At 54.1% G+C, this 21,017-nt stretch carries 21 protein-coding genes; 12 read left to right on the top strand and 9 right to left on the bottom strand.

All coding sequences use genetic code 11. The features are described 5' to 3' along the window. Positions 1–229: 229 nt before the first annotated feature. The 3 genes from pruA to J0A68_RS10310 all read right to left on the bottom strand — a co-directional run bounded on the left by pruA (position 230) and on the right by J0A68_RS10310 (position 3,019). Positions 230–1,864, bottom strand: a complete 1,635-nt coding sequence (gene pruA, locus J0A68_RS10320; protein WP_206578129.1) for an L-glutamate gamma-semialdehyde dehydrogenase — start codon at positions 1,862–1,864, stop codon at positions 230–232. 69 nt (positions 1,865–1,933) lie between these two features. Further along, positions 1,934–2,629 (bottom strand): YjjG family noncanonical pyrimidine nucleotidase, encoded by a 696-nt coding sequence (locus J0A68_RS10315; protein WP_206578128.1) that lies wholly within the window; start codon positions 2,627–2,629, stop codon positions 1,934–1,936. A 6-nt stretch (positions 2,630–2,635) separates the two neighbouring features. After that, entirely contained in the window at positions 2,636–3,019 is a 384-nt protein-coding gene (locus J0A68_RS10310; RefSeq protein ID WP_206578127.1) for an ArsR/SmtB family transcription factor, read from the bottom strand. Positions 3,020–3,126: 107 nt separating this feature from the next. Between J0A68_RS10310 and J0A68_RS10305 the strand changes: the two genes are divergently transcribed. The 12 genes from J0A68_RS10305 (at position 3,127) to J0A68_RS10250 (ending at position 13,224) form a co-directional block, all read left to right on the top strand. Further along, positions 3,127–3,771 (top strand): carboxypeptidase-like regulatory domain-containing protein, encoded by a 645-nt coding sequence (locus J0A68_RS10305; protein ID WP_438839571.1) that lies wholly within the window; start codon positions 3,127–3,129, stop codon positions 3,769–3,771. Between the two features lie 161 nt (positions 3,772–3,932). Further along, entirely contained in the window at positions 3,933–4,178 is a 246-nt protein-coding gene (locus tag J0A68_RS10300; RefSeq protein WP_067550599.1) for a type B 50S ribosomal protein L31, read from the top strand. Positions 4,179–4,247: 69 nt separating this feature from the next. Further along, positions 4,248–5,444: a GlmU family protein gene (locus J0A68_RS10295; protein ID WP_206578125.1), complete on the top strand. Its 1,197-nt coding sequence runs from the start codon at positions 4,248–4,250 to the stop codon at positions 5,442–5,444. Between the two features lie 11 nt (positions 5,445–5,455). Next, entirely contained in the window at positions 5,456–6,592 is a 1,137-nt protein-coding gene (locus tag J0A68_RS10290; protein ID WP_206578124.1) for a DNA polymerase III subunit, read from the top strand. 4 nt (positions 6,593–6,596) lie between these two features. After that, positions 6,597–7,037 (top strand): ATP-dependent zinc protease family protein, encoded by a 441-nt coding sequence (locus tag J0A68_RS10285; protein ID WP_206578123.1) that lies wholly within the window; start codon positions 6,597–6,599, stop codon positions 7,035–7,037. Next, positions 7,034–7,942, top strand: a complete 909-nt coding sequence (gene rimK / locus J0A68_RS10280; RefSeq protein WP_206578122.1) for a 30S ribosomal protein S6--L-glutamate ligase — start codon at positions 7,034–7,036, stop codon at positions 7,940–7,942. Before J0A68_RS10285 ends, rimK begins: the two co-directional genes overlap by 4 nt. Next, positions 7,939–8,880: a hydroxymethylbilane synthase gene (hemC, locus tag J0A68_RS10275; protein ID WP_206578121.1), complete on the top strand. Its 942-nt coding sequence runs from the start codon at positions 7,939–7,941 to the stop codon at positions 8,878–8,880. The genes rimK and hemC overlap by 4 nt, the downstream gene beginning before the upstream one ends. Further along, positions 8,877–9,722 (top strand): peptidylprolyl isomerase, encoded by an 846-nt coding sequence (locus J0A68_RS10270; protein WP_206578120.1) that lies wholly within the window; start codon positions 8,877–8,879, stop codon positions 9,720–9,722. Before hemC ends, J0A68_RS10270 begins: the two co-directional genes overlap by 4 nt. Continuing rightward, positions 9,694–10,629: an SDR family oxidoreductase gene (locus J0A68_RS10265; protein WP_206578119.1), complete on the top strand. Its 936-nt coding sequence runs from the start codon at positions 9,694–9,696 to the stop codon at positions 10,627–10,629. The genes J0A68_RS10270 and J0A68_RS10265 overlap by 29 nt, the downstream gene beginning before the upstream one ends. 39 nt (positions 10,630–10,668) lie before the next feature. After that, positions 10,669–12,057 carry a sodium-dependent transporter gene (locus J0A68_RS10260; protein ID WP_206578118.1) on the top strand — a complete coding sequence of 463 codons (1,389 nt, stop codon included), beginning with the start codon at positions 10,669–10,671 and terminating at the stop codon, positions 12,055–12,057. Between the two features lie 127 nt (positions 12,058–12,184). Next, positions 12,185–12,556 carry a response regulator gene (locus tag J0A68_RS10255; protein ID WP_206578117.1) on the top strand — a complete coding sequence of 124 codons (372 nt, stop codon included), beginning with the start codon at positions 12,185–12,187 and terminating at the stop codon, positions 12,554–12,556. A 68-nt stretch (positions 12,557–12,624) separates the two neighbouring features. Further along, positions 12,625–13,224, top strand: coding sequence for a porin family protein (locus J0A68_RS10250; protein WP_206578116.1), 600 nt, complete (start codon positions 12,625–12,627; stop codon positions 13,222–13,224). A gap of 75 nt (positions 13,225–13,299) precedes the next feature. Here the strand turns inward: J0A68_RS10250 and J0A68_RS10245 are convergent, their stop codons facing one another. The 6 genes from J0A68_RS10245 to J0A68_RS10220 all read right to left on the bottom strand — a co-directional run bounded on the left by J0A68_RS10245 (position 13,300) and on the right by J0A68_RS10220 (position 20,895). Continuing rightward, positions 13,300–14,004 carry a gluconate 2-dehydrogenase subunit 3 family protein gene (locus tag J0A68_RS10245; RefSeq protein ID WP_206578115.1) on the bottom strand — a complete coding sequence of 235 codons (705 nt, stop codon included), beginning with the start codon at positions 14,002–14,004 and terminating at the stop codon, positions 13,300–13,302. A gap of 3 nt (positions 14,005–14,007) precedes the next feature. Further along, positions 14,008–15,753 carry a GMC oxidoreductase gene (locus J0A68_RS10240; protein WP_206578114.1) on the bottom strand — a complete coding sequence of 582 codons (1,746 nt, stop codon included), beginning with the start codon at positions 15,751–15,753 and terminating at the stop codon, positions 14,008–14,010. A gap of 201 nt (positions 15,754–15,954) precedes the next feature. Beyond that, positions 15,955–16,644 (bottom strand): arylesterase, encoded by a 690-nt coding sequence (locus J0A68_RS10235; protein WP_206578113.1) that lies wholly within the window; start codon positions 16,642–16,644, stop codon positions 15,955–15,957. Between the two features lie 275 nt (positions 16,645–16,919). Then, the gene (locus J0A68_RS10230; protein WP_206578112.1) at positions 16,920–17,177 is read right to left on the bottom strand and encodes a hypothetical protein; all 258 of its coding nucleotides are present in this window, start codon (positions 17,175–17,177) and stop codon (positions 16,920–16,922) included. After that, on the bottom strand, positions 17,164–18,489 hold the full coding sequence (locus J0A68_RS10225; RefSeq protein ID WP_206578111.1) for a PepSY-associated TM helix domain-containing protein: 1,326 nt from the start codon (positions 18,487–18,489) through the stop codon (positions 17,164–17,166). Before J0A68_RS10225 ends, J0A68_RS10230 begins: the two co-directional genes overlap by 14 nt. 9 nt (positions 18,490–18,498) lie before the next feature. Further along, positions 18,499–20,895, bottom strand: coding sequence for a TonB-dependent siderophore receptor (locus J0A68_RS10220; RefSeq protein WP_317195100.1), 2,397 nt, complete (start codon positions 20,893–20,895; stop codon positions 18,499–18,501). Positions 20,896–21,017 lie beyond the last annotated feature (122 nt).

Below are 21,017 nucleotides of genomic sequence, written 5' to 3'. Positions count from 1 at the left end.
CTTTAAAAGGAAAAAGATGGTCTCTTTTTCATGTTATCTGAAACGAACAACGAAGCCGAAAACAATTCTTGATTTTTATACGGAGTCATTTTTCTACAAGACGGTAGGAGCAATCGTGACAGGAATTATCTTAATCTTTTTGACAAAGATTAGGATTTGAGAGAATTAATTGAAATGAAAAGCCCCGGGGATTTCCCGGGGCTTTTGGTTTTTTTCCAAGGAGGGGTTGTTAATCTTCCTTCAAAAACGGATATCGGTAATCCTTTGGAGAGACAAAGGTTTCCTTGATCGTGCGAGGGGACACCCAGCGTAGGAGGTTGATCATGGAGCCTGCTTTGTCGTTGGTACCGGAGGCTCTCGCGCCGCCAAATGGCTGCTGGCCTACGACGGCGCCGGTTGGCTTGTCGTTGATGTAGAAGTTGCCCGCAGCGTTTCTCAGTTTTTGCGTAGCCAGCTCGATGGCGTAGCGGTCTTGGGAGAAGATCGCTCCGGTCAAAGCATAAGGAGAAGTCTGGTCTACCAGCTCCAGCACGGTCTCGAAGTGCTCCGCATTGTACACGTAGATCGTCAAGACTGGGCCAAAGATCTCCTCGCACATGGTGGTGTACATCGGGTCTTGCACCAAAAGTACGGTTGGCTCGATGAAATAGCCTTTAGACTTGTCGAAATTGCCGCCCGCGATCACCTCTACCCCAGGAGCGGATTTGGCTTGCGCGATGTAGTTGGAGATTTTGTCAAAAGCCTTTTCGTCGATCACCGCATTGATGAAGTTGGTGAAGTCCTCGGTGCCGCCCATTTTCATGGAGGCGAGGTCCTCGACCATGTATTGCTTCACCTCTTCCCAGATGTTGGATGGAATGTAAGCTCTGGAGGCGGCGGAGCATTTTTGGCCTTGGTATTCAAAAGCGCCTCTGACCAATCCTACAGCCACGGCTTTGGCATCGGCAGACTTGTGTGCGAGGACGAAGTCTTTTCCTCCGGTCTCGCCCACGATTCTAGGGTAGGATTTGTAGCCATTGATGTTTTCACCGATGGTCTTCCAGATGTGCTGGAACACGCCGGTTGAACCCGTGAAGTGAATGCCAGCGAAGTCAGGATGTTTGAAAATAATGTCTCCCGCAGTCGGGCCGTCCACGTAGATCAGGTTGATCACGCCGTCTGGCACTCCGGCCTCCTTGAAGACTTCCATCAGCACATTGGCCGAGTAGATCTGGGTATAGGCGGGCTTCCACACGACGGTATTGCCCATCATGGCTGGCGCCGCGGGCAGGTTGCCGGCGATGGCGGTGAAGTTGAACGGAGTCAAGGCAAACACAAACCCTTCCAGAGGTCGCTGCTCTACGCGGTTCCATACGCCGCCGCCAGAGACGGGAGGCTGCTGGGCGTAGATCTCGGTCATGTACTTCACGTTGAAGCGCAGGAAGTCGATGATCTCACAGGCAGAGTCGATCTCGGCTTGGAAGGCGTTTTTGGACTGGCCAAGCATGGTGGCTGCGTTGAGTTTCGCGCGGTAAGGGCCGGCGATGAGGTCGGCGGCTTTCAGGAAAATGGCGGCGCGCTGCTCCCATTCGAGGCTTTCCCAGGCTTCTTTGGCCCCCAGGGCGGCATTGATCGCCTGCTCTACGTGCCCGGCATCACCCTCGTGGAAGTGTCCCAGGATGTGCTGGTGGTCGTGGGGTGGAGTCATGGGATGGGTGCTTCCTGTTCTGACTTCTTCGCTGCCGATGTACATCGGCACGTCGATCTGCTGGGACCGCAGCTCCGCCAGCATGGCTTGGAGTTCTTTCCGTTCCGGGCTACCCGGGGCATAGGACTTGATGGGCTCGTTGATCGGAGCCGGTACGTTGAAAAATCCCTTTAACATGATATTTGGAGTTTATTTGGTTTCTGAGTGGCAAAGATAAGCCTTGCCTCCGAAAGGACAGGCTTTCGCTTACAAAAGGTCTTCGAGCTCCCTCAAGTGGCTGATTTCGTAGGTCGGAGTGAGGGCGATGGTTTTCTTGTCGGGGTTGAAAAAGACCTGGTCAATCTCCGCCCGCTGCGCGCCCAGGATGTCCGAGTCGGGATTGTCGCCGATCATCAAGCAGGCCTCGGGATGGGTGGCCAGCTGCTCCATGGCGTAGTGGAAGATGCGCGGATCGGGCTTTTTGTGGCCCGTGGTCTCCGAGGTGACGACCAGCTCAAAAAATCCGTCCAGACCGGCGGACTTCATCTTCTTGGCTTGGGACTCATTGAATCCGTTGGTGATGACGTGCACGCGGTAGTTGGCCTGGAGGTAGGCGAGGATTTCTTTGGAGTGGGGGAAAACATGGGGCTTGCTCGACGTGCGGCTCATGAAGTCCTCCTCAAATTCCAGGGGGATTGATTCGGCTTTCCCTCCAGCGTGGGTGAAAATTCTCGGGAAGCGCTCTTTTCTCAGGTTGTGTTTGTCGATTTTTCCCACGTTATACCAATCCCAAAGTTGGAAGTTGACGTGGTGGAAGGATTGGAAAAACGCCTCAAAGGTAGGGATGCCCAAATTCACCAGCTCGTAGAGATCGTAGAGCTCCGAGAGGGATTCGGATACATTGCGATCATAGTCCCACAGCGTGTGGTCGAGGTCAAAGAAAATGTGTTGGTAAGTTTTCACTGGATTTCAGCGTCGGTATTGGTTGTTTTGGATTTTGTTGGCCGCCAGCTCCCGGTTGGACTTGAGGATCTCGTAGGTTTCCTGGTCTTTGAGCAGGCTGGGGTCTTTTTGTATAAACTTGAAAATCTGCCCAATGATTTCCAGGTACTCCTCCAGAATGTAGTAAAACATCCATTGGTCCACCCTGCGGCTGCCCAGCAGGCCTGCGTTTTTCAGCATGATGAGGTGCCGGCTGGTTTTGGTCTGGGTGAAGTCCAGGATGTGCTCCAGGTCGGAGATGCTCAGTTCTTTGTTGAGCATCAGCAGATGGATGATTCTCACCCTGGGCTCTTCGGAAAGCGCCTTGAAAATTCGCAATCCATAGTTTAAACTGATATTTTTGAGTCTCATTTGTAAGTTTTAACTTATAATCAGAGGCCGAAAGGAAATTTCAGCCGAAATTAGGTTAAAATCGCAACGGCATTTAGGTGCCTTCAACTGATCCAATATTCGTGAAAATTACGCAGCTTCTTCCTTTCGTCCTGTTTTTGGCATTGGGGATTCTACTTTTGCCCTTCCAGTCATCGGCCCAAGACCAACAGGAGAAAAAAGTCATCCAACTCTCCGGGATCATCCTCAATGCGGACAGCACCGATGCGGTGCCTGGGGTAAACATCTATGTGCCCAAGAAGGGAAGGGGTACCTCAAGTAGCCGCTTCGGCTACTTTTCCATGCCGGTGTTGGAGGGGGATAGCGTGGTATTCACCTTTATCGGGTTAAAGAAACAAAGCTTCAAAGTGCCTGACAAGGTCGAAAACGACCGGATCAGCCTCATCCTCACCATGGAGGTGGATGAGATCGCCTTGGCCGAGATCGAGGTCATGCCCTATCCGACCGAGGAGGAATTCAAGCGGGCCATCGTGGCCATGAACGTGGTCGATCCCATGTCCATCAGCCGGGCAAACATGAGCCCAGAGATGCTTTTGCGCTGGGCGGAGTCCATGCCTGCCTCCGGAGGGGAAAACTTCCGATACTTCCAACAGGGGCAGATGCTGCAAAACCAGGATCTCTACGGGCCTCGGCCACTTAGGATTCTCGATCCCTTTGCCTGGTCGCAGTTTATCCGCTCCATCAAGCGGGGTGACCTGAAGAGCAAAAACTAGCCGGAGGCGGCTTTTGTCCGCCGCCAGGGCAGGGCAAAGCCTTTCCCTAGAAATATCCAAGAGATATCGGAAATAAATACTGGGCAAACATTTGGTCGGATTTATATAAAAGGATATCTTTGTGCCTCGTTTCAAAAAGGCAATAGAAAACTAGCTATATCATGAAAAAAGATATTCATCCTAACTACAGAGACGTAGTGTTCTACGACACTTCCAGCGAGTTTAAGTTTTTGACCAAGTCTACTATCGAGACTAGCGAAACTATCGAATGGACTGACGGCAACACTTATCCGGTTTACAAAATCGAAGTAAGCTCCGAGTCTCACCCATTCTACACTGGCAAGAAAATGCTTCTTGACACCGCCGGTCGAGTGGAGAAATTCAACAAAAGATACGCGAAGAAGTAATTCTGAGCGGCGATCGCCGAAAAAGTCTCCCGGGGCATGGATTCCGGGAGACTTTTTTATTTTTGCCCTATGGATCAAATCGTATTGTTTGATGACCCGGCGCTAAGGGGTTCATTGCTTCCTTTTACTTTTACCAGGCCGGTGGCGGACATCCGCGTAGGTATCCTGAAGATTTCCGAAAAGTGGCAGAAATACAGCGGATCGGCTGTTTCTTTCCTGACCCAGGAGTATTTGCAAAAGAAATTCCCCCGCAACGACACCCCCGCCATGGCCGTGAACGGTGCATGGCTGCCGGATACGGATTCCGTAGCGATCCTCCAAGACCTCAAGCCAAACCAGGCACTCTACTGGGGCAAGGTGCTGCTGGCGGCCTATATCGGCGAGACGGAAAAGAATCTGGCTTTTGCCTCTGAAAGGGAGGCGATACAGTTGGGAAAAGAGCCCGTGCTCGTCCAAAAGACCTGGAACATTTTCCAGTACAATGCCTCTGAGATCAAGAAGGATTTTGCCCTGATCACCAAAGGCCGGACTTCCCAACCGATCGATGATCCCCATACCCGAGTCTATGGCCTGGACAATATTTTTGTCGAAGCCGGAGCCAAGATCCGTGCAGCCGTGCTGAATGCCGAAAATGGCCCCATCTACATCGGCAAAAACGCCGAAGTGCAAGAAGGCGCGCTGATCCGGGGTTCCTTTGCGCTGGGTGAAGGCTCGATCGTCAACATGGGCGCCAAGCTGCGTGGAGACACCTCGGTGGGCCCCTTCTCCAAAATCGGCGGAGAGGTTTCCAATTCGGTCATCTTCGGCTATTCTAACAAAGGGCACGACGGCTTTTTGGGTAATTCCGTCCTCGGAGAGTGGTGTAACCTGGGTGCCGACACCAATACTTCCAACCTGAAAAACAACTACGCCCCGGTCAAGCTTTGGGACTATACCAAGGGCACTTTTGCCAATACCGGCTTGCAGTTTTGCGGCCTGATGATGGGCGACCATTCCAAAAGCGGCATCAACACCATGTTCAATACCGGTACCGTGGTCGGAGTCGGAGCGATTATTTTCGGAGAGGGATATCCGAGGAACTTCATCCCTTCCTTTTCTTGGGGTGGCTCGGCCGGATTTGATACCTTCAACTTGTCAAAGTTTGAAGAAACCGTCAGAGTGGTCTGCGCACGGCGGGACTACGAGTGGACGGCCGCTGACCAGGAGATCGTCGAGCGCGTCTACGAACTGACCAAGAGCTATAGAATTTGGGATAAAACTTCCTGATCCATCCAACTATGCAATTTGCGGAAATACCCGGCCTGCCGGAAACCAAGGAAAAACTCATCAATGCCGTCAAGCACAACCACCTAGCGCATGCGCTGCTCTTTCACGGTCCCGAGGGTTCGGCTAGCCTCACGCTGGCATTGGCATTGGCCACGTTTCTCTACTGCGAAAACAAAACGGAAAGCGACTCCTGTGGAACTTGCTCCTCCTGCCAGCGCATGAAGCGGCTTGTGATGCCGGATGTGAACTTTGCCTTTCCGGTCATCGCCAAGCAAAAAGAGGAAGACAAGGACGAAGACGATGAGAAAGGCGACGTCCTGAGCAACTGGAGGAAGTTTGCCACGACGCAGCCCTATGGCAATATCCACGATTTCATCTATTTCAACGGCTTTGAAAAAAAGCAGCTGAACATCTCCAAGGGGGCGGCGCGAAAGATGATCCAGGCACTGTCCCTGATGTCTTTTGAGGGAGGCTACAAGATCATGCTGATCTGGGCACCGGAATTTCTCCACCCCTCCGCAGCCAATGCCCTGCTGAAAATCATCGAAGAGCCGCCGGCCAAGACCCTGTTTTTGCTCGTGACTTCACAGGCAGACCAGCTGCTGACTACCATCCTTTCCCGGACGCAAAAAGTGCTTGTCAGGGCCTTTTCCGACGGGGAAATCCGCCAGCATCTCGTGGATACGGGGCTTTGCGACAGCAAGGCTGCCGAGCAGATCGCCATGCTGGCCGACGGCAATCTCCGCGAGGCCTACCGCATGGTGGATCAGGTGGAGGACAAGCAGGTCGCCCAAATCAGGGACTGGTTTCGCCTCTGCGCTTCCAAAAACCTGAAGGAAATCTTTGAGGAGGCCGACCGGTTTCACAAGGTGGACAAGGAAGCGCAAAAGTCGCTTCTCCTCACCGGACTGAATGTCGCTCGGGAGATTTTGCTCAAGAACTTCGAGCTCGACCAGCTCCTGCGCACCACCGAAGATGACCGGAGGTTTATAGAAAACATCAGCAAAAAGGTGCTCAACGAAGACCATGTGGTCAGACTCTACGAGGCATTTAATACGGCGCACTACCACATCGAGCGAAACGGCAACGCCAAAATGATATTCACCGATCTTTCCATGGATATCCTGATGATGATGTCCAAGAGATAGTGCCATGGCAAAGAAGACGATCGGACGAAAAGAGAAAATAACCCTGCCCGAGCTGGGATTGAAGCTCGTTTGGGCAAAGATTGACACGGGCGCATTCACCAGCAGCCTCCATGCGGAGAATATCCGGGAGGAAGTCAGGGGAGGAAAAAAAGTCCTGTGTTTCGAAGCGCTGATGCCCGGACACAAAGCCTACACGGGGCAGACACTTTGCTTTGGGAAATACCGGGAAAAGAAGGTGAAGAACTCCTTTGGCCAGGCCGAAACCCGGTTTTTGGTCGTGACCCAAATCAAAATAGCCGGAGAAGCCTTCTCCGCGGAGTTCACGCTTTCAGATCGCTCCAGTATGAAAAACTCCGTACTGCTGGGGCGAAAGATCCTTCAGGGCAGGTTCCTGGTGGATGCAGACGGAGTAAACCTTGCTAAAGCGTACCGCCAAAAGAAATGAAAATAGCCATCCTTTCGAGGAATTCCAACCTATACTCCACGCGCAGATTGGCCGAGGAAGTGACCCGTGCGGGACATGAACTGGTCATCGTAGACCACAGCCTCTGTGACCTGATCATCGAGCAGGAGGGGCCGTCGATCATCTACAAGGGTCAAAAAATCGAAGGGGTTGACGCCATCATTCCCCGTATCGGCGCGTCGGTGACCTTCTATGGCACGGCCGTCGTCCGGCAGTTTGAGCTCATGGGGGCCTTTTCTGCGGTAAATTCCCAGGCCATCGTCCGCAGCCGGGACAAGCTGCGAAGCTTGCAGATTCTTTCCAAAAACGGCCTCGGCATGCCCAAGACCGCTTTTACCAATTTTTCCAAGGGAGGTGAAAAGCAGCTCATCGAGCAGGTGGGCGGAGCTCCCGTGATCATCAAGCTGCTAGAGGGCACACAGGGTTTGGGGGTAGTTTTGGCAGAGACCAAAAAGGCCGCCCAGTCCGTAGTGGAGGCCTTTCACGGGCTGAAGGCCAGGATCATCGTGCAGGAGTTTATCAAAGAAGCCAAGGGCGCCGACATCCGGGCTTTTGTGGTCAACGGCAAGGTCGTCGGGGCGATGAAGCGGCAGGGCGCGGAGGGCGAGTTTCGCTCCAACCTGCACCGGGGAGGTGTGGCTACGGTGATCAAGCTTTCCCGTCAGGAAAGACAAGCCGCGCTCAATGCCGCCAAGGCACTGGGACTCGATGTGGCCGGGGTGGATCTCCTGCAATCGGCCCGCGGCCCACTGATCCTGGAAGTAAACAGCTCTCCTGGACTGGAAGGCATCGAGCAGGCCACCGGGGTGAACATCGCCGCAGAGATCATCAAGTATGTCACGGAGGGAGTGAAAAAGAAGTCCTCCAAACACAGCAAGAATCAATGAGCAGAAAAGTAAAAATAGGCACGAGGGGAAGCAAACTGGCACTTTGGCAGGCGTACCATGTAGAAGACCTGCTCAAAGCCAAGGGCATCGAGTCAGAAATCGTCATCATCGACACCAAGGGGGACCAAGTGCTGGACGTATCCATCTCCAAGATCGGCAGCAAAGGGGTCTTTACCCAAGAGCTGGAAGACCAGCTGCTGGACGGCCGGATCGACATCGCGGTTCATTCCGCAAAAGACATGCAGTCGTCCCTCGCGGAGGAGTTTGAGCTGATCGCTTTCACCCAGCGGGAAAAGGAAAATGACGTGCTCCTTTCTGCCAAGAAAGGCATCGACATCCGCGATGCCTCCCGGCCGCTGGTGCTGGGGACGTCCTCTACCCGCAGGGTGGCGACGCTGAAGCATTTTTATCCCCATATCAAGACCGTCGATGTGCGCGGCAACCTGCAGACCCGGATCCGAAAGATGGAAGAGGGGCTTTGCGACGCGCTTTTGTTGGCTTTTGCGGGAGTACACCGCATGGGCTACGACGGGATGATCGCACAAGAATTGGATCTGGGTGAGTTCACTCCGGCGGTGGGACAGGGCTCCGTGGCCGTCGAGGCAGCCAAATCCCTTGATCCGATGCTGCGCGCGGAGATCATCTCTGCCTGCAACCATCCCGAGACCGAATTCCGGCTCAGGGCGGAGCGGGCCTACCTCCGTGTGCTGGAGGGAGGCTGCAGCATTCCGGTTTTTGCCCTGGCCAATGTGGAAGGCGACAGGCTGACGCTAAAGGGCGGAATCATCAGCTTGGATGGCTCCGAGAGGATAGCCCTGGAAGTCTCCGGAGGCAAAGGCGATTCGGAGAAGCTGGGCGAGGAGCTCGCGGAGCGGGTTTTTGCCGCAGGCGGAAAAACTATTTTGGAACAGATCAAAAAATCACAGGCGCAGCAATGACCAACCTATTGAAATACCTTTTTGTAAGTTTTTTGCTCAGCAGCACTTGGGCCTGCGGCCAAAACAAAGACTACCTCGTCAGCATCTCCACCCGGCATGGGGAGATCAAGGCGGTGCTTTTTGACGACACACCCGAGCACAAGAACAATTTTATCGAGCTGGCCGAAGCGGGCCGCTTTGACTCTACCCAGTTTCACCGAGTGATCCAGAGCTTCATGGTGCAGGGTGGAGACGTGTTTACAAAAGAAGGCCTGCCGGCCAACGAATGGCCAACACTTCCCGCGGAGATCCGGCCAAAATATGTGCACCGCAAGGGTATGATCTCGGCAGCTCGACAGGGCGACAGCGTGAATCCGCAGAAGCGAAGCAATGGCTCCCAGTTTTTCATCGTCCAAGGGCAGACCTACGGCGAGCAGGAGCTGGTCACGGACTTCGCCGCGCTGCAAAAGGCGGTATTTCAATTCATGCAGTACGAAGACCAAAAAGAGTTTCGGGAAACCTATTCCCGGCTGTACCAGGAGGAAAAATTCGACAGTCTCACCAATCTGGTGATCTCCAAGCGGGATGAAATCGCCAAGACGCTCAACGTGAAACTGACCAAGGACTATACCCCCGAGCAGGTCAAAATGTACGCAGAGATTGGCGGGACGCCGCATTTGGATTTTGAGTACACCATCTTCGGAGAGGTGCTGTCCGGAATGGATGTGGTGGACAAGATCGCCGCCGAGCCCACCACTCGCGAGATTCCCAATACTCCGGTCTATATGACGGTGACCGTGGAGAAAGTGTCCAAAAAGAAAATATCCGAGGAATATGGCTACGTCTACCCCGCAAGCAAATAGGCCGAAGATCCTCGTCACCGGAGCCAACGGGCTGCTGGGGCAGAAGCTGGTCGCGCAGCTGGTAGAGCGGGGAGGCTTCGAGGTCGTGGCCACGGGCAGAGGGCCCAGTCGGCTCACGGGTACGGGTTTTTCCTACCAAAGTATGGATATCACCGACCCCGCCGAGGTGGAGCGGGTGATTGGGCAGCTTTTGCCGGATACCATCATCCATAGCGCTGCCATGACCAATGTGGACCAGTGCGAGCTCCACCAAGAGGACTGCGTGGAGATCAACATAAAGGCGACTGGATATTTGGTCAAGGCTGCCGAGCGGGTCAATGCCCATCTGGTCTTTGTCTCTACTGATTTTGTCTTTTCGGGAAACGAAGGGCCCTACGACGAGGAGGACGAGGCCGAGCCGGCCAATTTCTATGGACAGACCAAGCTGGCCGCAGAGGAGCTGGTGAAAAGCGCGAAGACCTCTTGGGCCATTGCCCGAACGGTGCTCGTGTACGGCATCGCCAACGATCTGAGTCGCTCCAATATCATTCTCTGGGTGAAAGGGTCGCTGGAGGCAGGCAAGACTATTCAGGTGGTGGATGACCAGTGGCGTACCCCGACGCTTGCTGAGGATTTGGCACTGGGATGTATCCTGATCGCAGAGCAAAAAGCCACCGGGATATACCATGTCTCCGGGGCTGATTTTTTGACCCCTTATGAAATGGCCATCCAGACCGCCGAATATTTTGGGCTTAACAAGGAGTTAATCAAAAGAACCGATTCCGCGTCGTTTATCCAGCCTGCCAAGCGTCCCCTGAAAACGGGCTTTATCATCGATAAAGCCCGAAAACAGCTGGGATATGAGCCCAAAACTTTCCGAACGGGAATAGGTATTTTGGCAAAACAAATTATCTTAGCCCGCTCTTAAAAAGCAGTTTACACCCTAAATATAACTTTACAATAATCTATGGCAGTACAACCTAATACTGAAGAAAGAGGTCAGTTTGGATCCAGTCTGGGCTTCATCATGGCCGCCGCGGGATCAGCGGTAGGTCTGGGCAATATCTGGAGGTTTCCTTATCTGACCGGCGAAAACGGTGGTGGTGCCTTTGTGTTTGTTTATATCATTTGCGTGCTGTTGATCGGCTTGCCTTTGCTGTTTAACGAAATCGCTCTGGGAAGAAAGTCGGGCAAAAACCCGATCGGTGCAGTCCGCGAAACAGGGGGTAACAAATTTTGGCAGTCTGCCGGCGTTCTCTGCGTGCTGATGTGCTTCTTTGTCTTCAGCTACTACTCCGTGATCGCGGGATGGACGGTCGGATATATCTTCACCGAGATTGTCAATATTCCGGTCGATTTTGCTGTCTTTGTGCAGACGCCGATGTATGTCATTCCCTTGACTTTCTTTTTCATCCTGATGACCATCCTCATTGTATTGGGCGGTGTGTCTGGAGGGATTGAGAAAGCCGCCAAGTTCCTGATGCCGGTCTTGTTCATCATCATCATCTTCATCGCGGGCAGATCGGTGACCTTGGAGGGAGCGCAGGCAGGGATTGAGTATTACCTCTCTCCGGACTTCTCCAAGATCAGCTCCAAAGTAGTCCTTCAGGCACTGGGACAGGCCTTTTTCTCCATGTCCGTGGGCTGGGGATTGATGATCACCTTCGGGTCTTACCTGCCCAAAAGCTCCAACATCATCCAGGCATCCAGCTGGATTGCCGGTATGGATACCGCCGTGGCATTGTTGGGCGGTTTGATGGTCTTCCCCGCCTTGTTTGCCTTGCTTCCGGGCAAAGACCCCGCTGGGGGACCTGCCTTGGTTTTTGACGTACTTCCGCAGGTGTTCAACGCCATGCCGGGCGGCAACATCATCGGCGGCCTGTTTTTTATCCTTCTGATGGTGGCGGCACTGACTTCCACCATATCCATGCTGGAGGTGCCGGTGTCTTACCTGATCGACGACCGCAAGTGGAATAGAAAGCAGGCTACTTGGACCGTGGGGATCGCCGCGATGATCCTGTCCGTCCCTTCTGCGATGTCTTCCATCGACGGTTCCATATTCAATACCATGACCCTGAATTTCCTGGGTACCCAGCTGGTCGGCTTCTTTGGTATCATGGACTTCATCTTTGGTACATTTGCCGTGATCCTGATCTGTCTGATGCTCGCACTGTACACAGGCTGGGCAAGCAAGATTTCCGTCTTTGCGGATGAGCTGGCTTTGGGCTCTCCTAATTTCAAAGGAACTTTCCGCACTGCCTGGATTTTCTTCATCAAGTGGGTCTGCCCGATCGTCATCGGCTTGGTGATCCTGGATTTGATGGGTGTCTTCGGTACCCCGCAGCAGGGAGGCTGATCCTGAAAAGAACCGATTGGAAAGGAGCTCAAAAGGGCTCCTTTTTTTATTTTTTAGTCAGGAAGGGCAGGTTTGCTTCCTTTTTTGAAATGCTTTTCATATACTTGAAAAAGTATTTCATAATCTAATGAAGGTTCTCCTCGTCGATGACGATTCTGTTCACCTGCTGATACTCAAAAAGATCTTTGAGAAGTCCAACGATGAGGTAGTGGTCGCTCGCAATGGCCGGGAGGCGCTCCAGTATTTGGAGTTCGACGCATCCTTCCATGTTATTCTTACAGACATCATGATGCCGGTGATGGACGGGGTGGAGTTTTTGGCACACCTGAAGGAAAGCCCCCGCACGTCTGATATCCCGACAATTGGCTTTACGGCAGGGGATGTTGAGTTTTTCAGAGCCAAAAGCAAGGTTCTTTTTGATAGGCTGGTGGCCAAGCCCATGGATTTTTACGATTTGTACCACTTGGCCAGGTTTGCCGTCGAGCGTCAGGCGGGGTAAAGGAGATTGGCAAGGGAATTGCGATTGCGGTGTTTAGTATCGAAAACTAAACCCTAAAACTCAAAACCATGAAAAAATTCCTCCTTGTCTTGTCACTCGTACTAGGTGCGACGCAGGCTTTTTCCCAAAATGGAATCGGGATCAAAGCGGGACTCAGCAGCACTAAGCTGGACTTTGAAAGCAAAGAATTTATACCCTCCGATGCCCAAACCGGGTATCATGTGGGGCTTTTTGGAAGATTTGGAGGAGCCGGCTTCTTCGTCCAGCCCGAGCTTCTTTTCACCCAGACCAAAGGCGAGTTTGCTTATGTGCCCGATGGGATGGGCGGCAGTTCGGCTCCGGAAAACTACACCGCGGAGTTTAACAGGCTGGATATTCCCGTGATGATGGGATTTAGGTTTTTGAGAGTGATGCGGATCATGGCAGGCCCCATCGCCAGCGTCAATATCAGCTCAGAGCTCAAGGACGCGCCGGATACCGTAAGCGATGCCGATTTTCAAAGCGCCACTTTTGGCTATCAGGCCGGTCTCGGCGTGGACATCGGCAACCTGAGCGTGGAAGGCAAGTACGAGGGCGGCCTGAGCAAAGTCACCGACAATATCGGCCCCTACAGTACAGACAACCGCCTCAACCAATGGGTGCTGTCAGTAGGCTTTAAGATTTTCTAAGTCTTATATTCTGAATCGCATTAAAAAGCCCTCCAAGATCGTCTTGGAGGGCTTTTGTGTAGAAGATGGTGGGGCTTAACCGATGAGGTTGCCTTCGGCATCCCATTCGGCGACCTTGCCCCGTTCTTCGGGTTTGAGGTAGAGGGGGAGGTACTTTTCGGGGTTGGCCAGGCCGTACTGGTCCAGGACGTTTTGGGGTACGCCGTCCCAGACGTTGGGCTGGTTGCCGCGGTAGTCCATGTATTTCCATCCGGCCTCGGTGGAGAAGTAGCCCGAGCAGGTGAGGTTGCGCAGCATGTTGAACCAGCGCACGGCACCCAGGTATTCCGGGGCGGCCTTGTCCGGCCAGGCCACCAGTTCCACGATCTGGATCACCTGATCCTTGCTTAGCTCATTGAAGTTTTTGCCAAAGAGCTCCTGGGCCTCGAAGTCCAGCCACATCAGCCCGCCCCGCATCGGGGTCTGGTTGCCGGGCTGGTCCTTCATCATAAACTCGATGAAGTCGGGCACCTTCAGCTCTGTGGCGGACGGGGAATCCTCGCCTGCGGGCATGATGATGTCCACGAGGGTGTTCAGCTTTTTGAACTCTTCTTCGGTGAAGAATTTCTCCGAAAGCAGCTGCGCGTCGCGGAGCTTTTCCTCCTCGGTGCGGCCGCCCTTGGTGCCGCCGCTGACGAGCTGGTTTTGCACCGCGACCTGCTCCGGCTCGCAGCCGGTGAGCAGCAGGCCCGCTCCCACGGAGCCCGTAAAGAGGAGTTTGAGGTTTTCTCTTCTGTTCATGGCTTAGATGTTTTTTTGTTTGAGTTGGTCCACGATGTATTCGGAGGTTCTCCAAGACAGGGCCAGGATGGTCCAGGTGGGGTTTTTGTCCGCCTGGGACACGAAGGAGCCCGCGTCGACCACGAAGAGGTTTTTGCAGTCGTGCGCCTGGCAGTTGGAGTTGAGCACGGAGCCCTTGGCGCTGTCGCCCATACGGGTGGTGCCCACCTCGTGGATGATGCGTCCCGGCGCGTGGAGCCCGTACTGGGACTCCGGTCCCGGCTTGTTGCCCAGCAGGATGGCCCCGGCGTTGGTGAGGATCTCCTCAAAGGTGTCGTGCATGTGCTTGGCCTGCTTGAGCTCCTGGTCGGTCCAGTTGTAGTGGAAGCGGAGCACGGGGATGCCATACTTGTCCACCACGCCGTTGGGGTCGATCTCGCAGTAGTTTTCATAGCGCGGCACGCTCTCGCCCCGGCCTGACATGCCCAGGGTGGAGCCGTAGATGCGCTTGATGTCCTTTTTCAGGCCCTCGCCGTAGCCCCCGTTGGGGCTGGGGTTGCCAAACTCGTCCTTGATGAACTTGCGCATGGTGTCCATGCCGCCGCCCGCGCCGTAGCTGGGCTGGCCCATGCCCCCCCAGTACTCGATGTGGTAGCCGCGGGCGAAGTCCAGCTTCTTGTTGTCCAGCCACCAGGGGGTGTACATGTGCATGCCGCCCACGCCGTCCTCGTTGTAGCGCTCGCGGTCGATCAGGTCGGGGATGATGCCCATGCGGTCGGCCCCGGTGGAGTCGTGCAGGTAGCGTCCCAGTGCCCCGGAGTCCGCCCCGATGCCGTTGGGATGCGTCTTGGACTTGGAGTTCATCATGATCCGTGCGGATTCGCAGGCGGAGGCGCCCAGCACCACCACGCGGGAACGGAGCTTGTATTCCTTCATGTCCACTTTTGACACGAAGGACACGCCGGTGGCCTTGCCGCTCTCGTCGGTGGTGACCTTGCGCACCATGGAGAAGGTGTAGAGGTCCACCTTGCCCTTCTTCATCGCCGGATGTACCAGACAGGTGCCGGCCGAGAAGTCAGCGTAGGCCTGGCAGGCGCGGTTGCACTGCGCGCAGAAGAAGCAGACGCCCCGCTCGTTGTTGATCGGGCGGGTGAGCATGGACAGTCGTCCCGGGATCATGGGCATGCCGGCCTTGTCGGCGCCTTTTTTCAGGAAAAGCTCGTGCAGGCGGGGCTTGGGAGGGGGGAGGAAAAAGCCGTCGGGCTCGTTGTAGATGCCCTCTTTGGAGCCGAAAACGCCGATGAGTTTGTCCACTTTGTCGTAGTAGGGTTTCAGGTCGTCGTAGCCGATGGGCCAGTTGTCGCCCAGGCCGTCGATGCCGGCGCGCTTGAAGTCGTTGGGCCCGAAGCGCAGGGAGATCCTGCCCCAGTGGTTGGTACGGCCGCCCACCATGCGGGATCGGAACCAGTCGAACTTGGTGCCGTCCTTGTGCGTGTAGGGCTCGCCCTCGATGTCCCAGCCGCCGATGGCCTGGTCAAAGTCGCCAAAGGGACGGATGCGGGTGCCCGCGCCACGGCGTGGGGATTCCCAGGGTGGACGCAGCTGGGTGCGGTCCTCGTCTTTGGCGGGGTCAAAATCCCCCCCGGCCTCTACCACGGCGACGCTCAGTCCCGCCTCGGAGAGGATCTTGGAGGCCATGCCCCCGCCCGCTCCCGAGCCGACGATGATCACGTCGTATACGTCAGGGTTTTCTTTTATCTGAAAGCTCATCTTTAAAATTTTCAATGAAGTCGAAAATTTAAGCTAAAAAAAACGGGTATTGAAATGCTTGTTTTGCCGAGTGGGCGAATTTGGGGATGTGGGGAGGCGGAGGGGCTTAATTTAAAACCGTTAAAAATAAATGGCTTTAGTTTGATTTTGGAGTCAAACTAAAGCCATGAACAAACGCCGTCTGCGGAGGAGTTTTTTTTCCTAGAGCTCCCGCTCGATATAGGGCCAGACCGTCTCAAAAACAATCTCGTGGCCGGCCTCGGTAGGGTGGATTCCGTCGGGCAGGTTTAGCGCTGGATCACCTGCCACCCCTTCCAAAAGAAAGGGGATCAGCGTCACGTCCTTTTCGCTGGCCACGGCAGGGTAGATCTTTCGAAACTCCTCCGTGTATTCCTGTCCCATATTCGGTGGGATCTGCATGCCTGCGAGGATGATTTTGGTGCTGGGGTACTTCGCCCTCACCTTGTCTATGATGGCGAGGAGGTTGTTTTTGGTCTCGCTGAGCTGTATGCCGCGGAGTCCATCATTTCCCCCCAGTTCCAAAATGAAGAGGTAGGGCTCCTCCTCGAGGAACCAGTCCAGTCTGTTTAGTCCTCCGGCGGTAGTCTCGCCGCTGAGACCACCGTTGATGACGCGGTAGTCTTGGCCGAGGCTGTCCAAGCGCTCCTGGGTCAGTCCTGCAAAAGCGTCCTCTGGGTCGATGCCGTATCCGGCGGTCAGGCTGTTGCCAAAAAAGAGGATGGTTTTCCTCTCGGACTTGACGTCTGCCGTGACAGCGGTGCCTTCTTTCGCTTCTTCAGATTTCTTTGCTCCTCCGGAGCAGGATAGCAGGGACAGACTGAGCAGTGCGGCTACAGAAAGAGAAAGGAGACCTTTGGGTACAGAATTCATGGCGCAGGGGATGTTGGATTGTAAAACTATCATGATTATCCGCAATCTTACCAGTAAGCGAATTTGTTTCTTCAATTGGGCCTGCCTGAGCAGACAGGCCTGTCTGCTCAGGCAGGTCGGAAGACCGAAGACCGAAGTAGGGCAAAGCCCCAATATTAGCGTGCTTTCGTGTTGTCAGGACTGCCTACTGGCATAAAAGCGGATAACCATAAAAACTATATACCCAAAAGGATTTTTTGGGACAAAGGTTCTGTAAAAAAGAGCTTTCGAAGCACTTAGAATAAAAATGCCAAGGCGATCAGAGCAAAAAGGGAGCAAAACACCTGGAAATAGGGCTTCCGATACTTGAGGCTTGCGGTGAGCAAAAGGAAGGCAAACAGGCTGGGTAAAAGAATCTGCACAGGCTGCGTCTGCTCAGGAGCATCCATCGACCACCGATCCAGCGCATAGACCAAAAAGATCCCGAAGAAGGAAAGAAATGCCAAGTTGAGGGGCAGGAGGTAGTGTTCCGTCGCTTTCTTAGCCGTTTTCATGGAGGAGTTGTTTGGGGGATTTTTCCCTCCTCCAGTAGCGGAAGAGCTGATAGGAAAGATAGACCAGCAGGAAAAGGTACACCGCTGGAGTCATCAGCATGGTGGCGTAGGCATATCCCACCAGTACCACGATCAGACCTAGCAGGATAATAAAAAGAACCGTGGAGATGCAATAGACGAAAATGGTCTGTTTGACTCGGCTTTTTTCTTCCGCCGTTTTTTTGGTGCGGATGAGGTAGATGAAAAAGCCGGTGATGGAAAGCACGCCCGTGGTGAGTCCCAGCAGGGCATAGGCGGTCTTGAGCAGAATGCCTCCAAAGCGGCCAAAGTGGAGTCCTTCCTGGAGATAATAGAATTTGTCGGCCAATGCCTGCTTACGGATGTCATAGCGGTCGAGTACTTCCAGCGAAGTCTTGTCCAGCACTACCTTGGAGATGTGGGGTTCGAAGGGAAGATGTCCCGCGTCGCCTTTGATCTCCAGTGTATTGCTTCCATCCTTGGACGGAATGACCTGGGTGGGGGTGAAGCCCGGGATCTGGTCTTTGGCGACAGCCACAGCCTGCCAATAGTCATAGGGCTGCGAGACATCCTCCGCTGGATTCGAGATTTTGTCGGCCCTTTTGTAGGCATTCGGGGCTTTGATGTCGAGCCACTTTATCAGTACCGGCTGTAGCCCCAGCCATGCTCCGGTGATCCCGATCATCAGGTTGAAAAGCAAGGCCGCCACACCGACCATCTTGTGCCAGTCTGCCATGAGGATGCGGAGGTTCTTTTTTCGGATGGCTCCGAAAACCTGGTTTTTCATAAACTGCCCGTAGATCAGCAATCCGGTCACGCAGAGTACGACAAGGCCGATCCCGGCCAGGCCTACGATCTGTCGGCCCCACCAGGCGTCCATCAGGCGCACGTGGACCTGGCGGAGGTAGTTGCTGAGGCTGTTGAGGTGGTCTTTGGTGCCGAGGATTTCGGCGGTGTAGGGATTGACAAAAACCTGGTATCGCTCCGAGTCGTAGGGAGCGTCTTCCTTGTAGATGTCCACGATCAGCGGATGAAGTTCCGAAAGTGGCGGCTGCACGCCCAAAATCTGGAATTTTGGATAGCTGCTCTGGATCTCCGACACGATGCCGCTCACGGGCTGAAGTGTTTCACCGGAATCTGCGAGCAGGTACTTACGCTCCAGCAGTGCGTCGATCTCGGGGATAAAAACCGCCACAGCGCCAGTCAAACTGAGCGCTGCGATGACGATCCCCACGTAGAGGCCGATCCACTGATGGACTTTCCAAAGAAGATTTTTGGGTTTTTGTGTTGCCACTTTGAGAGATTAGAAAGAGAAGGTGACCGTGCCGAGGATGTTTCTAGGCGCGCCGGGGAAAAGCCTCAGGTAGTCATAGCCACCCACCCAGTGGGTTTTGTCGGTCAGGTTGTTCACATTGAGCTGGAGGCGGATATTACCCGTGGTGTAGTAGAATGCTGCATTCATCACGGTGTATCCGGGAATGGTCTGCGTGGCGCTCAGCGACAGATTGCGCTCGGTCACGAAGTTGGCTCCAAAGCCTACGCCCAGTCCGGTCAAGGCCCCTTGGTCAAACTCATACTTTGTCCAGAGATTTCCCTGATGCTTGGGGGCATTTGGCTTCTGTCTGTCCAGGTCGCTTTCGTTGGGGCTTTCGGTGATTTCGGCTACGTTGTAGGCGTAGGAGGCCATCACGCTCCAGTTCATCAGGATTCGTCCGGTCAGGTCCAGCTCCACACCTTTGGCATCCTCTTCACCGATCTGTTCCAAAAGGTCTGTTTCTCCAGCCACCGGGTAGAGGGTGTTTTTCTGGTTGATATGATATACCCCAGTGGTCAGCTCGAGGCGCTTGTTGAACCAGTCGGACTTCATCCCAAACTCCACCATAGCGCTTTCCAGCGGGTCAAACGGGCCTCCCGCATTGGGGTTGGCGATGACGGATGCAGTCTGCGGATTGTAGCCTTGGACATAGGTGCCGTAGAAGTTGACGTGGTCGTTGGCTTTGTACACGAGGCCGAGTCGAGGGAGAAGGGCCGTCTGGTTCACCTTTTGCTCCCCTTCTTTCTTGTAGTTTTCGAAGTCAGAATAGATCTCATAGCGCAAGCCCACCATGGCTTCCAGCCTGCCCAGGGTGATTTGGTCTTGGGCATAAAACCCGTTGAGGTAGTACAGCGTGGGGTCGTAGCCGACCTTCGCATAGAAGTACTTGCTCATGTCCTGCATCGCTTGGGATGGGATAGGGTTTTCCAGATCAAAGTGGGGCACGTTTGGCACGGGGTTTCCTGCCGCGTCGAGCAGGTAGTTTTGGGGCTTCGAGGGATCAAAGCGGGCGATGGACCCCGTATTGGCGGCGTTTCGGTAGCCGTTTGCGGTCAGCTGCGAGCCGCCGGCCGCCAAAGTTTCGCGGGCGTAGTCATAGCCCACCACCAACTTGTGGGACAGGGCCCCGGTGGTGGTGTTGATGTTGAGGTAAGAGGACAGGTTGTCCACAAAGCGCTGTCTTTTTCGGATAAATACCTGGCGTCCTACCAGTGTACCGATGGTGTTGCCTTGGCCGTCTACCGCATAGCTGTTGGAAGAGCGGTGCTCCTGGAGGTCCTCGCTGTAGCCGGTTTTCATGTAGGAGGCGTTCAGGCTGATCGACTTGCCGATCTGATGGTTGAGGGAGGTAGTGATCGTATAGGTCTGCTCCTTCAGGTGGTCATTGGCGGTATTGAGGGATCGGGAGATCGGGGTGGAGTAGAGGTCGTTTTCAAAAGTGGACTGTCCCCGGTCCAGTCGGCTGCTGGAATTGTTGAATACCAGATCCAGGTTGACCCTCGTCTTTTCAGAAGCGATGAAGGATAGGGAGGGGGCTACGACGATGTTTTTGTCAAACTGCAAGTCGCGAAAGTTTTGGGCGTCCTCGTATCCGAGGTTGAGGCGGTAGAGCAGGGTTTTCGATTCGTTGGCAGGACCGGTGAAGTCTGCCAGCGCGCGGAAGTTGTTGAAGCTGCCAAGCGAGAAGTTTAGGCTGTTTCGGTTGATGTCCAGGGGTTTTTTGGTGACCCTGTTTACCACGCCACCGGGGCTGGCATTGCCAAAAAGCGCAGAGGATGGGCCTTTGAGCACTTCTACTCGCTCCAGGTAGTTGATCAGTGGCTGCTTCCAAAATCCCGACGTGGTGCGCATGCCGTTGACCAGCTGGGTGTTGCTGCCTCCGTTGATCCGAAAGCCCCGGATGGTAATATCATCGTAAAAGGTGAATTGGCTGACGCCGGAAAAGTTCTTTACCGTCTCCCCCACACGCATCAGGCCCTGGTCAAGGATCAATTCTTTGGTGGCATAGGATACAGACTGGGGGAGGTCTTTGATGTTGGTTTGGGTCTTGCTGCCGATGAAGGTGGAGGTGTTTTTATAGCCTTCCTCTTTTCTGCCTACGATCTCTACTTCCTGGAGTCCGGAGATCTCTTCCTCCAGTTGGAAATTTCTGGTGAGGGATGTCTTGGAGATCGAGATTTTTTCGGTGACGGATACAAAGCCGATGAAAGAAAGCTTCAGGTTGTAGTCCCCAGGCTTGTCAAAGGCCAGGGTGTACCTGCCGTTTACGTCAGTGACTGTGCCAAAAGAAGTCCCGCTTACCTGTATACTGGCCCCGATCAGGGGCTGTCCGCCGATGTCGGAGATTGAGCCCCGGAGTTCGTAGTTGGATTGGCCGAATGCCACTGCGGCAGACAAGATTAAAATACAAAAGGTAAAAATTCCCTTCATGCTTATTTAGATTGATTATAGACGGCGCAAAAGTAGGGAAGGGCATCAAAAAACCATGAGATTATTTAGATTTGTTT

Origin of the sequence: Algoriphagus oliviformis (assembly GCF_017254915.1) — a bacterium.
GTDB lineage: Bacteria > Bacteroidota > Bacteroidia > Cytophagales > Cyclobacteriaceae > Algoriphagus > Algoriphagus oliviformis.
Note: the sequence above shows the minus strand (reverse complement) of the source record. Positions and strands in the feature narration are given on the sequence as shown.